The sequence below is a fragment of the Modestobacter sp. VKM Ac-2983 genome (assembly GCF_026967885.1).
Classification (GTDB): domain Bacteria; phylum Actinomycetota; class Actinomycetes; order Mycobacteriales; family Geodermatophilaceae; genus Modestobacter.
This window is the reverse complement of record NZ_JAPVBK010000003.1, coordinates 291,728-308,893: the sequence shown is the minus strand read 5'-3', so window position 1 is coordinate 308,893 and position 17,166 is coordinate 291,728. Positions and strand designations below refer to the sequence as shown.

At 73.1% G+C, this 17,166-nt stretch carries 14 protein-coding genes; 8 read left to right on the top strand and 6 right to left on the bottom strand.

Going from position 1 to position 17,166, the window contains the following annotated elements; translation table 11 throughout:
- The first annotated feature begins 187 nt into the window (after positions 1–187).
- The 3 genes from O2W18_RS13350 (at position 188) to O2W18_RS13340 (ending at position 3,808) form a co-directional block, all read left to right on the top strand.
- The gene (locus tag O2W18_RS13350; RefSeq protein ID WP_269188004.1) at positions 188–1,699 is read left to right on the top strand and encodes an SLC13 family permease; all 1,512 of its coding nucleotides are present in this window, start codon (positions 188–190) and stop codon (positions 1,697–1,699) included.
- Between the two features lie 112 nt (positions 1,700–1,811).
- Positions 1,812–3,026: a CaiB/BaiF CoA transferase family protein gene (locus O2W18_RS13345; protein WP_269188003.1), complete on the top strand. Its 1,215-nt coding sequence runs from the start codon at positions 1,812–1,814 to the stop codon at positions 3,024–3,026.
- Entirely contained in the window at positions 3,023–3,808 is a 786-nt protein-coding gene (locus O2W18_RS13340; RefSeq protein ID WP_269188002.1) for an enoyl-CoA hydratase/isomerase family protein, read from the top strand. The genes O2W18_RS13345 and O2W18_RS13340 overlap by 4 nt, the downstream gene beginning before the upstream one ends.
- Here O2W18_RS13340 and O2W18_RS13335 read toward each other — a convergent pair.
- Positions 3,789–4,592, bottom strand: a complete 804-nt coding sequence (locus O2W18_RS13335; protein WP_269188001.1) for an IclR family transcriptional regulator — start codon at positions 4,590–4,592, stop codon at positions 3,789–3,791. The two genes, O2W18_RS13340 and O2W18_RS13335, sit on opposite strands and share 20 nt — an antisense overlap.
- A gap of 254 nt (positions 4,593–4,846) precedes the next feature.
- Between O2W18_RS13335 and aceB the strand changes: the two genes are divergently transcribed.
- The 4 genes from aceB (at position 4,847) to O2W18_RS13315 (ending at position 10,770) form a co-directional block, all read left to right on the top strand.
- Positions 4,847–6,448 carry a malate synthase A gene (aceB, locus tag O2W18_RS13330; RefSeq protein ID WP_269188000.1) on the top strand — a complete coding sequence of 534 codons (1,602 nt, stop codon included), beginning with the start codon at positions 4,847–4,849 and terminating at the stop codon, positions 6,446–6,448.
- Positions 6,449–6,548: 100 nt separating this feature from the next.
- On the top strand, positions 6,549–8,105 hold the full coding sequence (locus O2W18_RS13325; RefSeq protein WP_269187999.1) for an FAD-linked oxidase C-terminal domain-containing protein: 1,557 nt from the start codon (positions 6,549–6,551) through the stop codon (positions 8,103–8,105).
- On the top strand, positions 8,105–9,367 hold the full coding sequence (locus O2W18_RS13320) for an FAD-binding oxidoreductase (protein ID WP_269187998.1): 1,263 nt from the start codon (positions 8,105–8,107) through the stop codon (positions 9,365–9,367). The genes O2W18_RS13325 and O2W18_RS13320 overlap by 1 nt, the downstream gene beginning before the upstream one ends.
- Entirely contained in the window at positions 9,367–10,770 is a 1,404-nt protein-coding gene (locus O2W18_RS13315) for a (Fe-S)-binding protein (RefSeq protein ID WP_269187997.1), read from the top strand. The genes O2W18_RS13320 and O2W18_RS13315 overlap by 1 nt, the downstream gene beginning before the upstream one ends.
- A gap of 39 nt (positions 10,771–10,809) precedes the next feature.
- On the opposite strand, the gene O2W18_RS13310 is transcribed toward O2W18_RS13315, so the two are convergent.
- The 5 genes from O2W18_RS13310 to dnaK all read right to left on the bottom strand — a co-directional run bounded on the left by O2W18_RS13310 (position 10,810) and on the right by dnaK (position 15,840).
- Positions 10,810–11,337: a MarR family winged helix-turn-helix transcriptional regulator gene (locus O2W18_RS13310; protein WP_269187996.1), complete on the bottom strand. Its 528-nt coding sequence runs from the start codon at positions 11,335–11,337 to the stop codon at positions 10,810–10,812.
- Positions 11,338–11,381: 44 nt separating this feature from the next.
- A complete protein-coding gene (locus O2W18_RS13305; protein ID WP_269170280.1) occupies positions 11,382–11,813 on the bottom strand; it encodes a heat shock protein transcriptional repressor HspR in 432 nt (143 codons plus the stop codon).
- Positions 11,810–13,054, bottom strand: a complete 1,245-nt coding sequence (gene dnaJ, locus O2W18_RS13300; protein WP_269187995.1) for a molecular chaperone DnaJ — start codon at positions 13,052–13,054, stop codon at positions 11,810–11,812. The genes O2W18_RS13305 and dnaJ overlap by 4 nt, the downstream gene beginning before the upstream one ends.
- An 82-nt stretch (positions 13,055–13,136) precedes the next feature.
- Positions 13,137–13,889, bottom strand: coding sequence for a nucleotide exchange factor GrpE (gene grpE / locus O2W18_RS13295; RefSeq protein WP_269187994.1), 753 nt, complete (start codon positions 13,887–13,889; stop codon positions 13,137–13,139).
- Positions 13,890–13,953: 64 nt separating this feature from the next.
- On the bottom strand, positions 13,954–15,840 hold the full coding sequence (dnaK, locus tag O2W18_RS13290; RefSeq protein ID WP_269187993.1) for a molecular chaperone DnaK: 1,887 nt from the start codon (positions 15,838–15,840) through the stop codon (positions 13,954–13,956).
- Between the two features lie 277 nt (positions 15,841–16,117).
- Here dnaK and O2W18_RS13285 point away from each other — a divergent pair, with 277 nt between their 5' ends.
- Complete coding sequence (locus tag O2W18_RS13285; RefSeq protein ID WP_269187992.1) at positions 16,118–17,137, top strand: type IV toxin-antitoxin system AbiEi family antitoxin domain-containing protein; 1,020 nt, start codon at positions 16,118–16,120, stop codon at positions 17,135–17,137.
- Positions 17,138–17,166: the final 29 nt, after the last annotated feature.

The window sequence follows — 17,166 nt, the reverse complement described above, 5'->3', positions numbered from 1 at the left end:
GAAGTCCACCATGCGGGAGGCTACTACCGGCTGGCGGATTGATGTAGAGACATCTCGGACGTCCTGTGACCCTTGACACTTGCGTCCCCAGACCATCTAATCCCCGCTAGCGAAATGGCGGTTCCGTATCGCGGAAGCGCTTGACCGGCGGGTGGCACACCCGCCTCGACCAACTCTGGGGACGCCGGTGTCCGTACAGCTCGTCTTGATCTCGATCTTGCTGGTGGTGTTCCTGATCGCCACGGTGATGCCCGTGCACATGGGCGCACTCGCGCTGGTGGCGGCGTTCATCGCCGGCTACTTCATCTACGGCACCGAGGGCGACCTGACCTACGACGACGCAGTCTTCGGCTTCTTCCCCGGGTCGTTGTTCGTGGTGCTGGTCGGGGTCACGTACCTCTTCGCGATCGCGAAGAACAACGGCACCGTCGACTGGCTGGTGCACGCCGCGGTCACTGCCTCCGGCGGCCGGCTGGCCGCCATCCCGTGGGCGATGTTCACCGTCACCGGCGTGCTCACCGCCATCGGCGGCGTCGTGCCGGCGGTGGTGGCGATCATCGCCCCGGTCGGCATGTCCTTCGCGCGGCGCTACCAGATCAACCCGGTGCTGATGGGCCTGTTCATCATCAACGGCGCCACCGCCGGCGGGTTCTCGCCGCTGTCGATCTTCGGTGTCATCACCAACACCGTGGTCGAGGAGAACGGCCTGGAGGGCAGCCCGCTCTTCCTCTGGGGCGCCTCGATCGTCATCAACATCCTGCTCTCCATCGCCGTCTTCTTCCTGTTCGGCGGCCGCAAGCTGCTCGGCGGCGGGCGGGTCGACCTGACCGACAACCGCGACGACGACTTCGTGGCGGCCTCCGTCGCCGGGGACGCCACCGAGGACACGGGCGAGGACATCCCCGGCGGCACTGCCCGCGGCGTGGCCGTCGGCAGCACCGGCACCGGTGGTGCGGCGGTCTCCGGCGGCCGGGTCACCGAGGCGCGGCACGGCGAGCCGGGCCACCAGCACTCCCATGTCGAGGACCGCGCCGACCAGAAGGCGCTGCAGACCACCGCGCTGGCCGTCGACAACGCGCCCGACCCGGTCACCACGCTCGACCGGGACCGCACGCTGACGCTGATCGGGCTGGTCATCCTGGTCGTCGGGTCGCTGCTCCCCCTGGACCTGGACATCGGCCTGATGGCGATCACCGTCGGCGTCATCCTGTCGGTCATCGCCCCCCGCGGCGCCAAGGGCGCCGTCGGCCAGATCGCCTGGCCGACAGTGCTGCTGATCTGCGGCATCGTCACCTTCGTCGGGCTGATGCAGGACCAGGACGTGCCCGGCTGGCTCGGGGACAACGTCGCCGCAATGGGCCTCCCGTTGATCGCCGCGCTGCTGATCTGCTACATCGGCGCCGTCGTCTCGGCCTTCGCCTCCACCACCGGCATCCTCGGTGCGCTGATCCCGCTGGCCGTGCCCTTCCTCCAGGGCGACAACGCGATCGGGGCCATCGGCCTGATCACCGCACTGGCGATGTCCTCCTCGATCGTCGACTCCAGCCCGTTCTCCACCAGCGGGGCACTGGTCGTCGCCAACGCCACCGAGGCCGAGCGGGAGCGGACGTTCAAGAACCTGACCGTCTGGGGCTTCTCCATGGTCGCGCTCATCCCGCCGATCACCTGGCTGGTCCTGATCGTGCCCGGCTGGCTGTGACCTGCCGGCGCTGAGCAGCACCCGCACCACCCGCGCCCCGGTCGGCACCCAGCCACCGGGGCGCGGTCACGTCCGGACCACGCCGAGACGACACCCACCCCCGGAGGCAGACGTGAGCACACCCGCACCGCCCGACCAGCCACCGCTGACCGGCATCACCGTGCTGGAGGTCGGCGTCTTCATGGCGGCGCCCTACGCCGCGATGCAGCTGGCCGACCTGGGCGCCCGGGTGGTCAAGGTGGAGGACCCCCGGTCCGGTGACCCGGTCCGGGCCAGCGGGCCGTTCGTGGACGGCGAGAGCTCGCCCTACCTGCGGCTCAACCGGAACAAGGAGTCCGTCGCGCTGGACCTGAAGTCCGCCGCCGGCAAGCAGGCGTTCCTCGACCTGGTCGCCGCCGCCGACGTGGTCATCGAGAACCTGCGCCCCGGCGCCATGGCCCGACTGGGGCTCGATGCGGCCGCGATCTGGGCGGTCAACCCGCGGGTCGTCCACGCCTCCGGGTCCGGCTGGGGGCAGGACGGGCCGCTGGCGCCGCTGCCCGGGCTGGACATCATGGCCCAGGCGCGCAGCGGGATCATGAGCATCACCGGCACCCCGGGCGGCGAGCCGGTCAAGGTCGGCGTCCCGGTCTGCGACCTGGTCTGCGGCCTCTACCTGGCGCTGGCGGTCACCGCGGCGCTGCGCGAGCGGGACCGCACCGGCGTCGGCCAGTCGATCGACGTCTCACTGTTCGAGGCCGGGGTCAGCCTCGCGGTGTGGGAGGCCGGCAGGTGGTTCGCCACCGGCGAGGTGGGCGGGCCGCTGGGCTCGGCGCACCAGAGTCAGGCGCCCTACCAGGCGTTCCAGACCGCTGACGGCTGGGTGACCATCGGCGCGAACACCCCCAACACCTGGGCCGGGCTGTGCGCCACGCTGGACATGGCCGACGAGCTCGCCGACCCCGGCTACGCCGACGCCAGCCGCCGGCACGCCCGCCGCGGCGAGCTGCTGGACGTCATGGAGAGCCGCACCCGGACCCGCACCACCGCCGACCTGCTCGCTGCGCTGGGGGCCGCCGGGGTGCCCTGCGCCCCGATCAACGACTACGGCGAGGTGTTCACCGACGAGCACCTGAACGCGCGGGGCTTCTTCTGGGACGCCCCGCACCCGACCCTCGGGCCGGTGCGGCAGATCGGCTCGCCGATGCGGTTCTCCCGCACCCCCGCCGTCCGCGGCGTCGCCGGCCCCCCGCTGGGCGCCGACACCCGCGCGGTGCTCACCCGGTACGGCGTCCCGGCCGAGGTCGTCGACGCCGTCATCCCATCCAGCCGAGAGGACGACGCATGAGCGAGCTCGACGTCACCCAGGACGGCGCGGTGCTCACCGTGCTGTTCAACCGCCCCGAGGCCCGCAACGCGATGACCTTCGCGATGTACGAGGGGCTCGAGGAGGCCTGCGCCCGGGCCGACGCGGAGGAGTCGGTGCGGGTGCTGGTGCTGCGCGGCGCCGGCGGTCGGGCCTTCGTCGCCGGCACCGACATCGCCCAGTTCCTGACGTTCGGTGAGGGGGAGTCCACCAGCGGGGACGACGGGATCGCCTACGAGGCGCGGATCGAGCGGGTGGTCAACCGGCTGGAGGACGTCACCGTGCCGACCGTCGCCGCGGTCGAGGGGTCCTGTGTCGGCGGCGGGCTCGCCCTGGCCGCCGCCTGCGACCTGAGGGTGGCGACGGCGTCGTCCCGGTTCGGCGTCCCGATCGCCCGCACGCTGGGCAACTGCCTGTCGATGAACACCTACTCGCTGCTGGTGCACCACCTGGGCCCGGGCCGCACGCTGGACATGCTGCTGCGCGCGAAGCTGCTCTCGGCCGCCGACGCGGCCGCCGCCGGCTTCGTCGGTGAGGTGGTGCCGGACGGGGAGCTCGACCCGGCGCTGGCCGCGCTCGTCGAGACGCTGCTCGGGCATGCGCCGCTGAGCATGAAGGCCGCCGGTCAGGCGGTGGCCCGGCTGCGCCGGGCCGGCCTGCCGGACGGCGACGACCTGGTGCGGGAGGTGTTCGGCAGTGCGGATTTCCGAGCCGGCGTGCGGGCCTTCGTCGACCGTGGACAGGTCAGCTGGACCGGCCGCTGAGCGCGCGGGCACTGTCGTCGCGGAGCTCGGCGGCGAGCCCGGCCGCGGCCTGCTGCAGCAGCGCCACGATCTGCGGCACGCTCTCCATCGGCACCCGCCCCTCCGGGCCGGAGACCGAGATCGCGGTCTGCGCCGGGCCGCCGGGCACCGGGACGGCGATGCACCGCACCCCGATCTCCTGCTCACCGTCGTCCAGCACGTAGCCCTGCTCGGCGATCTGCGGCAGCAGCGCGAGCAGCTCGTCGGGGTCGGTGATGGTCTTGGCGGTGCGGCGCGGCATGCCGCCCCGCTCCAGGAGGTCGCGGGCGGTCCCGGGGGGCAGCTGGGAGAGCAGCGCCTTGCCCACCCCCGTGCAGTGCAGGTGCACCCGGCGGCCGACCTCGGTGAACATCCGCATCGAGTGCTTGGAGGGCACCTGGGCGACGTAGACCACCCGGTCGCCGTCGAGCATCGCCAGGTTCGCCGTCTCCCCGGTGGAGTCGACCAGGTCGTTCAGGTGCGGCCGGGCCCAGGTGCCCAGGGTCCGCGAGGAGCTCTCGCCCAGGTGGATCAGCCGGGGGCCGAGCACGTAGCGCCGGGAGGGGAGCTGGCGCACGTACCCGCGGGCGACCAGGGTGCGGACCAGGCGGTGGATGGTGGACAGGGGCAGGCCACTGTCCACCGCGAGCCGGGACAGCGCCACCTCGCCGCCGTCCTCGGCCATCAGCTCCAGGAGGAGGAACGCACGCTCCAGGGACTGCACGCCCCCGTCCGAACTGCCGATCGTGCCGCTCGTCTCGGCCATGCCACTCCTCCGTCGTCCCGTGCGCCCGAGGTCCACCACCGTCCTCGCCCCCCGAGCGCCCGGAGCCGGACGGCCGCCGGGCGCCGGAGCACCCGAGATCGTCTTGACCCCGCTGGTGACCGAGGATACGTTTTCCGCATCACAGATGGAACCTTCCGCTTCTCGGAAGGTGACACGACATGTACGGCCTGTCCCGCCGGCCCGGGGAAAGCCTCGGCACGGTCGCCGGACGGCACCGAACCCAGGGGAGAGCAATGAGCACGGTCGACGGCGTGGAGATCACCGGCCCGATGGGCCCGCGGTTCGACGAGGTCCTGACGCCTCAGGCCCTGGGGCTCATCGCGCTCCTGCACCGCGAGCTCAACGGCCGCCGGCTGGAGCGGCTGCGGGCGCGCACGGAGCGGGTCCAGGCGCTCGCCGACGGCGGCACGCTGGACTTCCTGCCCGAGACGGCCGCCATCCGCGAGGACGACTCCTGGCGGGTGGCCGAGCCGGCCCCCGGCCTGGTCGACCGCCGGGTGGAGATGACCGGGCCGACCGACCGGAAGATGACGATCAACGCGCTCAACTCCGGCGCCAAGTGCTGGCTGGCCGACCAGGAGGACGCCAACTCCCCGCTCTGGGAGAACGTCGTCAACGGCCCGCTCAACCTGATGGACTCGATCGACCGCACCATCGACTTCACCAGCCCGCAGGGGAAGAAGTACGAGCTCAAGCCGGACGACGAGCTGCCGACGATCATCGTCCGCCCGCGTGGCTGGCACCTGCCGGAGAAGCACATCACCGTCGACGGCGAGCAGACCTCGGGCAGCCTGGTCGACTTCGCCCTCTACCTCTCCGCCTGCGGCCAGAAGCAGATCGACCGCGGCCAGGGGCCGTACTTCTACCTGCCGAAGATGGAGAGCCACCTCGAGGCGCGGCTGTGGAACGACGCGTTCAACCTGGCGCAGGACCAGCTGGGCATCCCGCGCGGCACCATCCGGGCCACCTGCCTGATCGAGACCTACCCCGCGGCCTTCGAGATGGAGGAGATCCTCTACGAGCTGCGCGAGCACTCCTCCGGCCTCAACGCCGGCCGCTGGGACTACATGTTCAGCGTCATCAAGACCTTCCGCACCCGCGGTGACGACTTCACCCTCCCGGACCGCAACTCCGTCGGCATGACCGTGCCGTTCATGCGCGCCTACACCGAGCTGCTGGTGCGCACCTGCCACAAGCGCGGCGCGCACGCGATGGGCGGCATGTCCGCGTTCATCCCGAGCAAGGACGCGGCGAAGAACGAGTTCGCCTACAACAAGATCACCGAGGACAAGACCCGAGAGGCCAACGACGGCTTCGACGGCTCCTGGGTGGCCCACCCGGGCATGGTGCAGACCGCGATGGACGCCTTCGACAAGGTGCTCGGCGACCGGCCCAACCAGCTGGACAAGCTGCGCGAGGACGTGCAGGTCACGGCGGCCGACCTGCTCGACGTCAAGTCCACCCCCGGTGAGGCCACCGAGGCCGGGCTGCGGGCCAACGTCAGCGTCGGCATCCAGTACGTGGAGTCCTGGCTGCGGGGCTCCGGTGCCGCCGGCATCAACGGCCTGATGGAGGACGCCGCCACCGCCGAGATCAGCCGCAGCCAGGTCTGGCAGTGGCTGCACAACGGCGTCCGGCTCAGCGACGGCCAGCAGGTCACCAGGGAACTGGTGCAGCGGGTGATCGAGGAGGAGATGGCCGCCATCGCCGAGGCCAAGGGAGATGCGTACGCCTCCGGCCGGTGGGACGATGCCCGTGCGCTCTTCACCGAGATGGCCCTGAGCGACGAGTACAACGACTTCCTCACCGTCCCGGCCTACGAGCGCATGCCCTGATCCACTCCCCCGCTGACCACCACAATGGCCATTTTGGTGGTCAGCGGGGGCAGCACCACCCCGAAGGAACCTGCAGGTCCGGCGACGAAGGCGGAACCTCATGAGCGGCATGCACGGCACCGAGACGACGGCCGGCCCGGTCCTCGGCGACACCCCACCCGAGGCGACCTCCGCCACCGGAGAGGCCGGCGACCACGCCGCGGGCATCGCGGCCGTGGGCCGGGTGGCCCGGGCCCTCATGCCCGAGACGGGCGTGATCGCCGACCCCACCCAGCTGCGCACCTACGAGTGCGACGGCCTGGCCCACTACCGGGTCACCCCCGCGCTCGTGGTGCTCCCGGAGACGACCGAGCAGCTGGCCGCGGTGGTGCGGGCCTGCTCCGAGCACGGCGTCCCGTTCGTCGCCCGCGGCTCCGGCACCGGGCTCTCCGGCGGTGCGCTCCCCCGGGCGGACGGCGTCCTGCTGGTCACCTCCCGGATGCGCACGATCCGCGAGATCCGCCGCGCCGACCAGCGCGCGATCGTGGAGCCCGGCGTCATCAACCTCGACGTCACCCGGGCGGCCACCCCCGAGGGCTACTACTACGCCCCCGACCCCAGCAGCCAGCAGATCTGCTCCATCGGCGGCAACCTGGCCGAGAACTCCGGCGGCGCGCACTGCCTGAAGTACGGGTTCACCAGCAACCACGTGCTCGGCACCGAACTGATCACCCCGCAGGGCGACGTCGTCCAGCTCGGCGGGCTGGCGCCGGACTCCCCCGGCTACGACCTGCTCGGCACCGTCGTCGGCTCCGAGGGCACCCTCGGCATCGCCACCACGGCCACCGTCCGGCTGGTACGGCTGCCCGAGGAGGTCCGCACCCTGCTCGTCGGGTTCCACACCACCGACGACGCCGGCGCCGCCACCTCGGCGATCATCAGCGCGGGGATCGTGCCCGCCGCGATCGAGATGATGGACGCCCTGGCCATCGAGGCCGCCGAGGCCGCGGTGCACTGCAACTACCCCGCCGGCGCCGGCGCGGTGCTCGTCATCGAGCTCGACGGTGCCTCGGCCGAGGTCGAGCACGAGTACGCGCTCGTCGAGCGGTTCTGCCAGGAGAACGGTTCCTTCGAGCTGCGGCTGGCCACCGACGCCACCGAGCGCGCGCTGATCTGGCGGGGCCGCAAGTCCGCCTTCGCCGCGGTGGGCCGGATCAGCCCCGACTACATCGTCCAGGACGGCGTGATCCCGCGGACCGCGCTCCCGGAGGTGCTCCGGGCGATCGCCGAGCTGTCGTCGTCCTCCGGGGTCCGGGTGGCCAACGTCTTCCACGCCGGCGACGGCAACCTGCACCCGCTGGTGCTCTTCGACGGGGAGAAGGACGGCGCGAGCGAGGCCGCGGAGAAGGTCAGCGGCGCGATCCTGGACCTCTGCATCACCCACGGCGGGGCGATCACCGGCGAGCACGGGGTGGGCGTCGACAAGGCCGCCTACATGCCGAAGATGTTCACCGACGACGACCTGGACACCATGCAGCTCGTCCGGTGCGCCTTCGACCCGGGCAACATCTCCAACCCCGGCAAGATCTTCCCCACCCCGCGGCTGTGCGGCGAGGTGCCCGGCAAGCGGAAGAAGGCGCACCCGCTGGTCGAGGCCGGGCTGGCGGACGCGTTCTGATGACCACGATCGACCTCGACACCGCCCGCACCCGCCTCTCCGACGCCTGCTCCGACGTCACCGACGCCACCCCGGCCGACGCCGTCGACGGGGTGTCCGCCGGCCTCGTCGCCCGGCCCGGGTCCACGGAGGAGACCGCCGCCGTGCTGCGCGCCGCCGCAGCCGCCGGGCTCACCGTCGTCCCCCGCGGCCGGGGCACCAAGCTCAGCTGGGGCCGGCCGCCGGAGTCCGCCGACGTGGTGCTGGACCTGAGCCGGATGTCCCGGGTGCTCGACCACGCCGCCGGTGACCTGATCGTCGACACCGAGGCCGGCGCGCTGCTCTCCGACGTCCAGCAGACCGTCGGCTCGGCCGGCCAGCGGCTCGCACTGGACGAGCCGGTGGCCGGCGGCACCATCGGCGGCATGCTCGCGACCAACGCCAGCGGCCCCGGCCGGGTCGCCGTCGGCACGGCCCGCGACCTGCTGATCGGCGTCACCGTGGTGCGCGCCGACGGCGTGGTCGCCAAGGCCGGTGGCCGGGTCGTGAAGAACGTGGCCGGCTATGACCTGGGCAAGCTGGTCATCGGCTCGTTCGGCACCCTCGTCGTCGTCACCCAGGCCGTCTTCCGGCTGCACCCGGTGCCCGCCGCCCGGCGCTTCGTCTCCGTGCCGTTCGGCACCCCGGAGGACGCCGCGCGGCTGGTCCAGTCGGTGGTGCACGCGCAGGTCGTGCCGGCCGCCGTGGAGGTGGAGTGGCGCGTCGATGGCGCCGGCACGGTCGGGGTCCTGCTGGAGGGCACCCCCGCCGGCGTCGAGGCCCGGACGACCACCACCCGCCGACTGCTGGGCGCCGGCACGGACGCCGCCGAGGCCGCACCGCCCGGCTGGGGCGTGCTGCCGTGGACCGACGAGCCCGGGTCGACCGGCCTGAAGCTCACCTGCGCGCTGTCCGGCCTGGCGCCGGTCCTCACCGCCGTCCGCCGGGCCGCGGAGGACGCCGGGGTCGCCCTGACGGTCCGCGGCTCCGGGGGGGCCGGCGTGCTCTACGCCGCGATCGGGGACGACGCCGCGGTGGAGGCGGTGGCCGAGGTGGTCGCCCGCACCCGGGCGGTCTGCACCGAGCACGGTGGCGCGCTGGTCGTCGTCGACGGCCCCCCGGCGGTCAAGTCCGCGGTCGACACGTGGGGCCCGGTGCCGGCGATCGACCTGATGCGCCGTGTGAAGGAACAGTTCGACCCCGAGCGCCGTCTGGCGCCCGGCCGGTTCGTCGGAGGCATCTGATGGTCGAGTCCACCCGCGCCCGTTCCGACGAGCCGCAGAACGACCCGCGCAAGGCCGACGCCCTCAGCGCCGGCCCGGTGCCCGTGGGCACCCCGACGGTGCGGTCGGCCTTCGACGAGGACCACCCGCCGTCCGCGGAGCTGATCAGCGACTGCGTGCACTGCGGGTTCTGCCTGCCCACCTGCCCCACGTACACGCTGTGGGGCGAGGAGATGGACTCCCCGCGTGGCCGGATCGACCTGATGAAGGCCGGGCTGCAGGGGGCACCGCTCAGCGACACGATGGTGCAGCACTTCGACGCCTGCCTGGGCTGCATGGCCTGCGTGACCGCCTGCCCCTCCGGCGTCCAGTACGACAAGCTCATCGAGGCCACCCGCGTCCAGGTGGAGCGGCACCACACCCGCAGCCCGGGCGACCGGGCGATGCGCGCGGCGATCTTCGCGCTGTTCCCGTACAAGAAGCGGCTGCGGGCGCTGCGCGGGCCGCTGCGGGCCTACCAGGCGAGCGGGCTGCCGCGCGTCGTGCGCAAGAGCGGGCTGCTGGACCGGCTCGCGCCGAAGCTGGCGGCGATGGAGGGCCTGGCCCCGGTGCTGGAGAAGCGGGAGAAGCTGCCCGAGCGGGTGCCCGCCACCGGCGCCCGGCGGGCCGTGGTCGGCATGCTCACCGGCTGCGTGCAGGGCGAGTTCTTCCCCGGCGTGAACGCCGCGACCGCCCGGGTGCTCGCCGCCGAGGGCTGTGACGTGATCATCCCGCGCCGGCAGGGCTGCTGCGGGGCGCTGTCGGTGCACAACGGCCGACAGGAGGAGGCGGAGTCCTTCGCCCGGGCCACGATCGACGCCTTCGAGACCGCCGGCGTCGACGCGGTCGTGGTCAACGCGGCCGGCTGCGGCTCGAGCATGAAGGAGTACGCCGACGTCCTCGCCGACGACCCGGACTACGCCGAGCGGGCGAAGGCCTTCTCCGGCAAGGTCCGGGACGTCTCGGAGTTCCTCGCCGAGCTCGGCAGCGTCGCCCCGCGGCACCCGCTGGAGGTCACCGTGGCCTACCACGACGCCTGCCACCTCGGGCACGCCCAGGGCATCCGCAGCCAGCCGCGCAGCCTGCTGCGGGAGATCCCCGGCCTGCAGCTGCGGGAGATCGCCGAGGCCGAGGTCTGCTGCGGCTCGGCCGGCATCTGGAACGTGCTCAACCCCGAGCCCGCCCGCGAGCTCGGCGACCGGAAGGCGCGCAACATCGCCGGCACCGGGGCCGAGCTGCTGGTGACCGCGAACCCCGGGTGCCTGATGCAGGTCTCGTCCTCGCTGGAGCGGCAGGGCACCCGGATCGGCCTGGCACACACCATCGAGGTCATCGACGCCTCGATCCGGGGCCTCCCGGTCACCACCCTGGGCCCCCAGCACTGAAGAACGGCCCGCCCCCTGCGGGGGCGGGCCGTTCGGCGGTCAGTCGGTCTGGCCGGTGACCTCGGCCTCGTGGGCCTCGCCGAGCCGGTTCAGCCGACCCAGCAGCTGGGCCAGGGTGGCGACGTCGGAGGTCTCCCAGTCGGCGAGGTCCGCCTCCCAGCGCGCCCGCCGGGCGTCACGGAGGCGGCTGAGTCGCCGGTGCCCCTCCTCGGACGTCGACAGCACCTGGGCGCGGCCGTCGTCGGGGTCCGCGACCCGGTCGACCAGGCCGAGGTCGACGAGCGAGGCCACCTGGCGGCTGACCGTGCTCTTGTCCAACCCCAGCCGCGCCACCACGTCACTGGCCCGCAGCGGGCCGGCGTCGTCCAGCAGCACGAGCAGGCCGTACGCGGCGCCGTCCAGGTCCTGGTGCAGCTGGCCGCCCAGCCGGCCGGAGATCGCGCGCGACCGGCGCAGCAGGAGGGCCACCTCACGTTCCAGCGCGACGTAGGCGGCGTGCGGGTCCTGGGCGATGCGCTCCACGTCGGATCCCTCCGGGGTGGCGCGGGCTGCGCTGTCGACGGTCACACCGGTAACCACGTCCGGCGCGGACCCGGCGTTCCCGGTGCCGGTCACTGCCGGCCCGCCGGCCGCCACACCACCAGCGCGGAGCTGGCCGTGCGGGGCACCAGGTCGCGGCGGTAGGCGGCCGAGACCGCGGCTTCCGCCGCGATCCGATGGGCCTCGGAGAGCTCCAGCTCGTCGAGCAGCTCGGTGACCCGGGCCTGGAGCGCCTCGACCCGGGACTCCAGCTCGATGATCCGCTTGATCCCGGCCAGGTTGACGCCGTCCTCCTGGCTCAGCCGCTGCACCTCGCGCAGCAGCGCGACGTCCCGGGGGCTGTACCGGCGGCCCCCGCCGGCCGTGCGGCCGGGGCTGACCAGGCCGAGCCGGTCGTACTGGCGCAGTGTCTGGGCGTGCATGCCGGCCAGCTCGGCGGCGACGGAGATGACGAAGACCGGGGCGTCCTCGGCGAAGGCGCGCCCGGGGTCGGGGAGCGTCATCGCGTCGCTCCGTTCCGGAGCGCGGCCGTGACCTCCGGTCGGGGGTCGTCGGGCAGTTCGGCCGCGAGCTTCTCGATCGCCTCCCGGGCACCCGGGGTCAACCGGCTGGGGACGGCGACCTCCACGGTGACCAGCAGGTCACCGGTCACGGACTTGCTCGGCACGCCGCGGCCGCGGACCCGGAAGGTGCGGCCGCTGGACGTGCCGGCCGGGACCTTCAGCGACACCGAGCCGTCCAGGGTGGGCACGGTGAGCGTGGTGCCCAGCGCCGCCTCGGCGAAGGACACGGGCACGGACAGGGTGAGGTCGTTGCCGCTGCGCCCGAACAGCTCCGAGCCGCTGACGTGGACGACGACGAACAGGTCGCCGGCCGGGCCACCGCGACGCCCGGGGGCTCCCTTGCCGGGCAGTCGGATGCGCTGCCCGTCTTTGACCCCGGCCGGGATGCGCACGGTGATGGTGCGGGTCTGGGTGGTGACCCCGCCGCCCTTGCACTCCGGGCACGGGTCCTCGACCACCGACCCGGTGCCGCGACACTCCTTGCACGGCTCGGAGAAGGCGAACGCGCCCTGGCTGCGGCTGGTCACGCCCGCGCCGTTGCAGACCGGGCAGGTGTGCGGGCTGGTGCCCGGGCGAGCGCCGCTGCCGGCGCAGGTCGGGCAGGTGCCCGGGCTCTGCATCCGCAGCGGCACGGTCACGCCGAGCACGGCCTCGTCGAAGGCGAGGGTGGCCTCCGTCTCCACGTCCTGACCCCGGGCCGGGCCGGAGGCAGCCTGGCTGCGGCCACGCGCGGCGCCACCCGGGTTCGCCCCGCCCCCGGTGAAGAGCCCGCCGAAGATGTCGCCCAGCCCCCCGGCGCGCCCCCCGGCGCCCGGCGCGCCGGACGCGCCGCCGAAGAGGTCGCCGAGGTCGAACGGCTGGCCGCCGCCGGCACCGCCCCCGCCGGGGAAGCCACCGGAGAAGCCGCCGGGCGCGCCGGCGCCCGGCCGGAAGCCGCCGGCACCGAACAGCCGGCGGGCGTCGTCGTACTCCGCCCGCCGCTTCGGGTCGGACAGGACGTCGTAGGCCTCCGAGACCTCCTTGAAGCGGGTCTCGGCCTGCGCGTTGCCCGGGTTCTTGTCCGGGTGCAGCTCACGGGCCAGCTGGCGATAGGCCTTCTTGATGGCGGCGGCGTCGGCGTCCTTGGCGACGCCCAGGGCCGCGTAGTAGTCCTTCTCGATGAAGTCCCGGGTGCTGCTCATCGGGCGCCTCCTCTCTGCTGGGCGGGGGACGGGCCGGGCCGGCCTCCGGGGGACGGAGGCCGGCCTGGCCGGGGGTTCGGGCTCAGCCGGCGGCCGGGCCGGAGCCCGGCTGATCGGCGTCCGCGGCGGTGTCGACCACCTCGGCGTCCACGACCTCCGGTCCCGCAGCCGCAGCAGGCGCAGCCGGGGTCTCCGGCTCGCTCACGCCGACCATCGCGGTGCGCAGCACCCGGTCACCGCGCTGGAAGCCCGGGCGCAGCACCGTGGTGGCGGTCGGCTCGCTCACCTCCGGGGAGGTGTCGTGCAGGACCGCCTCGTGCAGGGCCGGGTCGAACGGGTCGCCCGGCTTGCCGAAGGAGGTGACCCCGAGGCCGTCGAGCAGCCCCAGCACCCGGTCGGCGACGACCTTGAAGGCGCCGGTGAGGTCTCCGTGGTCCCGGGCGCGCTCGATGTCGTCGACGATCGGGAACAGCTGGCCGGCGAAGCGCTCGGCCGCCTGGTCGACGACGAGGACCCGGTCACGCTCGACCCGGCGCCGGTAGTTGGCGTACTCGGCGGTGACCCGCTGCAGGTCCTCGGTCCGCTCGGCCAGCTGGCGTGCGGTGTCGTCGGCCCCGCTCTCGATCCCGCCGGTCACCGGCGGTTCGACGACCGGGCCCGCTCCGTTGCCGGAGGCGCTCGTGTCGTTGTCGTGCTCGCTCATGTGTTCTCCCTGCTCCGGCGTGGCACCGGCCGGCTCGTCGCCGGCCGGCACACGGACCGTGCCGCTGGTCGGGTCGATGCGCCGCCCGTCACGGATGACGACCTGCGGCGCCTGCTCGTCCTGCTGGCTCATCGTCTCTCGCCAGGTCCACCGGCCCGGTCACCCGGGCCGGTGCACCTGCGCTGTGACGGTGAGGTCAGCGCTTGTCGGACTCGTCGTCCACGATCTCGGCGTCGACGACGTCGTCGTCCCCGGTGGCCCCGGTCGAGGTCGCACCGGTGGAGTCGGCCCCGGCGTCGAAGCCGGCGTCACCCGCTGCACCGTCGGTGGCCCCGTCGGCCTGCGCCTGGGCGTAGAGGGCTCCGCCGACCTCCTGGGAGATCCGGGCGACCTTCTCCTGCGCCGTCTTGATCGCGGCGATGTCCGACCCGCCGAGGGACGAGCGGAGCTCGGTCAGCGCCTCGCCGAGCTCCTCCTTCTTCTCGGCCGGGATCTTGTCGCCGTTCTCGGCCAGGAACTTCTCGGTCTGGTACTGCAGCGACTCGGCGAGGTTGCGGGTCTCGGCCTCGTCGCGGCGCTTCTTGTCCTCTTCGGCGTGCGCCTCGGCGTCGGCCATCATCCGGGCGATGTCGTCCTTGGGCAGGGCCGAGCCGCCGGTGATGGTCATCGACTGCTCCTTGCCCGTGCCGAGGTCCTTCGCGTGGACGTGCACGATGCCGTTGGCGTCGATGTCGAAGGCGACCTCGATCTGCGGGACGCCGCGGGGCGCCGGCGGCAGACCGGTCAGCTCGAACATGCCGAGCTTCTTGTTGTAGGACGCCATCTCGCGCTCGCCCTGGAAGACCTGGATCTGCACGCTCGGCTGGTTGTCGTCGGCCGTCGTGAAGATCTCCGAGCGCTTGGTCGGGATCGTGGTGTTGCGCTCGATGAGCTTGGTCATGATCCCGCCCTTGGTCTCGATGCCCAGGGAGAGCGGGGTGACGTCGAGGAGCAGGACGTCCTTGACCTCACCGCGGAGCACACCGGCCTGCAGTGCGGCACCCACGGCGACGACCTCGTCGGGGTTGACGCCCTTGTTGGGCTCCTTGCCGCCGGTCAGCTCGCGGACCAGCTCACTGACGGCGGGCATCCGGGTCGAGCCACCGACGAGGACGACGTGGTCGATGTCCCCGACCTTGACGCCGGCGTCGCGGATCGCCTGGTTGAACGGCGCCTTGGCGCGGTCGAGCAGGTCCTGGGTCAGCCGCTGGAACTCGGCGCGGGTGATCGTGACGTCCAGGTGCATCGGGCCGTCGGCACCGGCGGTGATGTAGGGCAGGTTCACGTTCGTCGACTGCGCGCCGGACAGCTCGATCTTCGCCTTCTCGGCGGCCTCGCGCAGGCGCTGCATGGCCAGCTTGTCCTTGGCCAGGTCGATGCCGGACTGGGCGTTGAAGGTCTGCACGAGGTGCTTGACGACCCGCTCGTCCCAGTCGTCGCCACCGAGCTTGTTGTCACCGGCGGTGGACTTGACCTCGATGACGCCGTCGCCGATCTCCAGCAGGCTGACGTCGAAGGTGCCGCCACCGAGGTCGAAGACCAGGATGGTCTGCTCGGTCTCGCCCTTGTCCAGGCCGTAGGCCAGGGCCGCGGCGGTGGGCTCGTTGACGATGCGCAGCACGTTCAGGCCGGCGATCTCACCGGCCTCCTTGGTGGCCTGGCGCTGGGCGTCCTCGAAGTAGGCGGGGACGGTGATGACGGCCTCGGTCACGGGCTCGCCCAGGTAGGTCTCGGCGTCGCGCTTGAGCTTCTGCAGCACCCGGGCGCTGATCTCCTGCGGGGTGTACTGCTTGCCGTCGATGTCGCCGGTCTTCCAGGTGGTGCCGACCTCGCGCTTGACGCTGCGGATCGTGCGGTCGACGTTGGTGACCGCCTGGTTCTTGGCCGACTGGCCGACCAGGACCTCGCCGTTCTTGGCGAACGCGACGACCGAGGGGGTGGTGCGCGCACCCTCGGAGTTGGCGATGACGGTGGGCTCGCCGCCCTCGAGGACCGCGACGACGGAGTTCGTGGTGCCGAGGTCGATTCCGACTGCTCGTGCCATGGAAGGCCTCTCCTAGCGTTGCTGACGGGGTGGTGCTGGTCTGGGAGCTGAGGGCCGACGCGATTCGAGCCTTGCGCCTGGTCCGCTCAACTTTCCTGCCCAGCCTAACGGCAGGGGCGGCGACTGTGTTCCCGGGGCCTGCTCGCGACGCGCCCCTCATCGCCAGGGCGCCGTCCTCACCGCAGGAAGTGCGGCCCGCCCCCGAGAGGTGAGGACGGCGAGCGGGCCGGCGGGCCGTCGTCCACAGGTACCCGGCTGCACCGACCCTCCAACGTCGGTGATCGCCGAGACTGCCTCGGTGCACCCGGCACTGAGGCATGCGGCGAGCGGTCGGATGGGCGTCTTCTCCGTCGCGGAGGCGCGCTCCGCCGGTTACGGCCCCGACGAGATCCGCGCCCTCCGCTCCTCGGGGCGGTGGGTACGACTGCGCCAGGGGGTCTACACCACGGCCGAGGACCTGGCGGTGACCGAGCGGGACGGCGTCCGGCACGCCGTCGAATGCCTGGCCGTGCTGACGTCGCTGGCCCGCCCCACCGCCGTCGTGAGCCACGCGTCCGCGGCGCGGGTGTGGGGCTGGCCGGTCCCCCGGCGCGAGCCCGGCACCGTCCGGCTCACCGATCCGCACCAGTGGCGCCGCACGACCGACTACCGGATGGCCTGCGCCCCTGTGCCGCCGGAGCACCGGGCGCACCGCGGACCGGTGCCCCTGTCCTCTCCCGCCCGCACCCTGGTCGACTGCGGGCGGGAGTGGCCGCTGGAGGACGCGGTCATCGCGATGGACGCCGGGCTGCTCGCCGGACGGACGACGTCGGCGGAGCTCCGGGACGCACTCGCCCTCGCCCGCCACTGGCCTGGCGCCCCCCGCGCGGTCCGGGCCGTCGCCCTCGCCGACGGCCGAGCCGAGTCACCGCTGGAGACGCGTGGCCGGCTGCGGATCGTCGGGGCGGGGCTCCCGGTGTTCCAGCCGCAGGTCGAGATCTGGTCCGACGGCCGACTGCTCGCCGTGGTCGACGGCTGGTACGACGACGCGGCGATCGCCCTGGAGTTCGACGGGAAGCTGAAGTACACCGACCCCTGGGGTGGTCGCACGCCCGGGCAGGTTCTGTGGGCGGAGAAGCGGCGGGAGGACGCGCTGCGCTCCCTGGACGTCCGGGTGGTGCGGATCGCCGACGAGGACGTCGACCGCGGATGGGGCGCACTCGACCGGCGACTGCGCGGCATGCTCGGCGTCGCCGGCCCCGTCGACCGCCGCTTCACCGTCGTGCCCCGGGCCATCGGCCGACCGCGCGCCGGTTGACCACACCCGGCCGACCGCACCCGCCGGGC

Excerpts from the sequence above, each read along its gene's own strand:
- aceB (WP_269188000.1), top strand. The coding sequence starts at position 4,847 with ATGAGCACGGTCGACGGCGTGGAGATCACCGGCCCGATGGGCCCGCGG.
- O2W18_RS13325 (WP_269187999.1), top strand. The coding sequence starts at position 6,549 with ATGAGCGGCATGCACGGCACCGAGACGACGGCCGGCCCGGTCCTCGGC.
- dnaJ (WP_269187995.1), bottom strand. The coding sequence starts at position 13,054 with ATGAGCAGCACCCGGGACTTCATCGAGAAGGACTACTACGCGGCCCTG.
- O2W18_RS13320 (WP_269187998.1), top strand. The coding sequence starts at position 8,105 with ATGACCACGATCGACCTCGACACCGCCCGCACCCGCCTCTCCGACGCC.
- O2W18_RS13305 (WP_269170280.1), bottom strand. The coding sequence starts at position 11,813 with ATGACGCTCCCCGACCCCGGGCGCGCCTTCGCCGAGGACGCCCCGGTC.
- grpE (WP_269187994.1), bottom strand. The coding sequence starts at position 13,889 with ATGAGCCAGCAGGACGAGCAGGCGCCGCAGGTCGTCATCCGTGACGGG.
- O2W18_RS13340 (WP_269188002.1), top strand. The coding sequence starts at position 3,023 with ATGAGCGAGCTCGACGTCACCCAGGACGGCGCGGTGCTCACCGTGCTG.
- dnaK (WP_269187993.1), bottom strand. The coding sequence starts at position 15,840 with ATGGCACGAGCAGTCGGAATCGACCTCGGCACCACGAACTCCGTCGTC.
- O2W18_RS13335 (WP_269188001.1), bottom strand. The coding sequence starts at position 4,592 with ATGGCCGAGACGAGCGGCACGATCGGCAGTTCGGACGGGGGCGTGCAG.
- O2W18_RS13315 (WP_269187997.1), top strand. The coding sequence starts at position 9,367 with ATGGTCGAGTCCACCCGCGCCCGTTCCGACGAGCCGCAGAACGACCCG.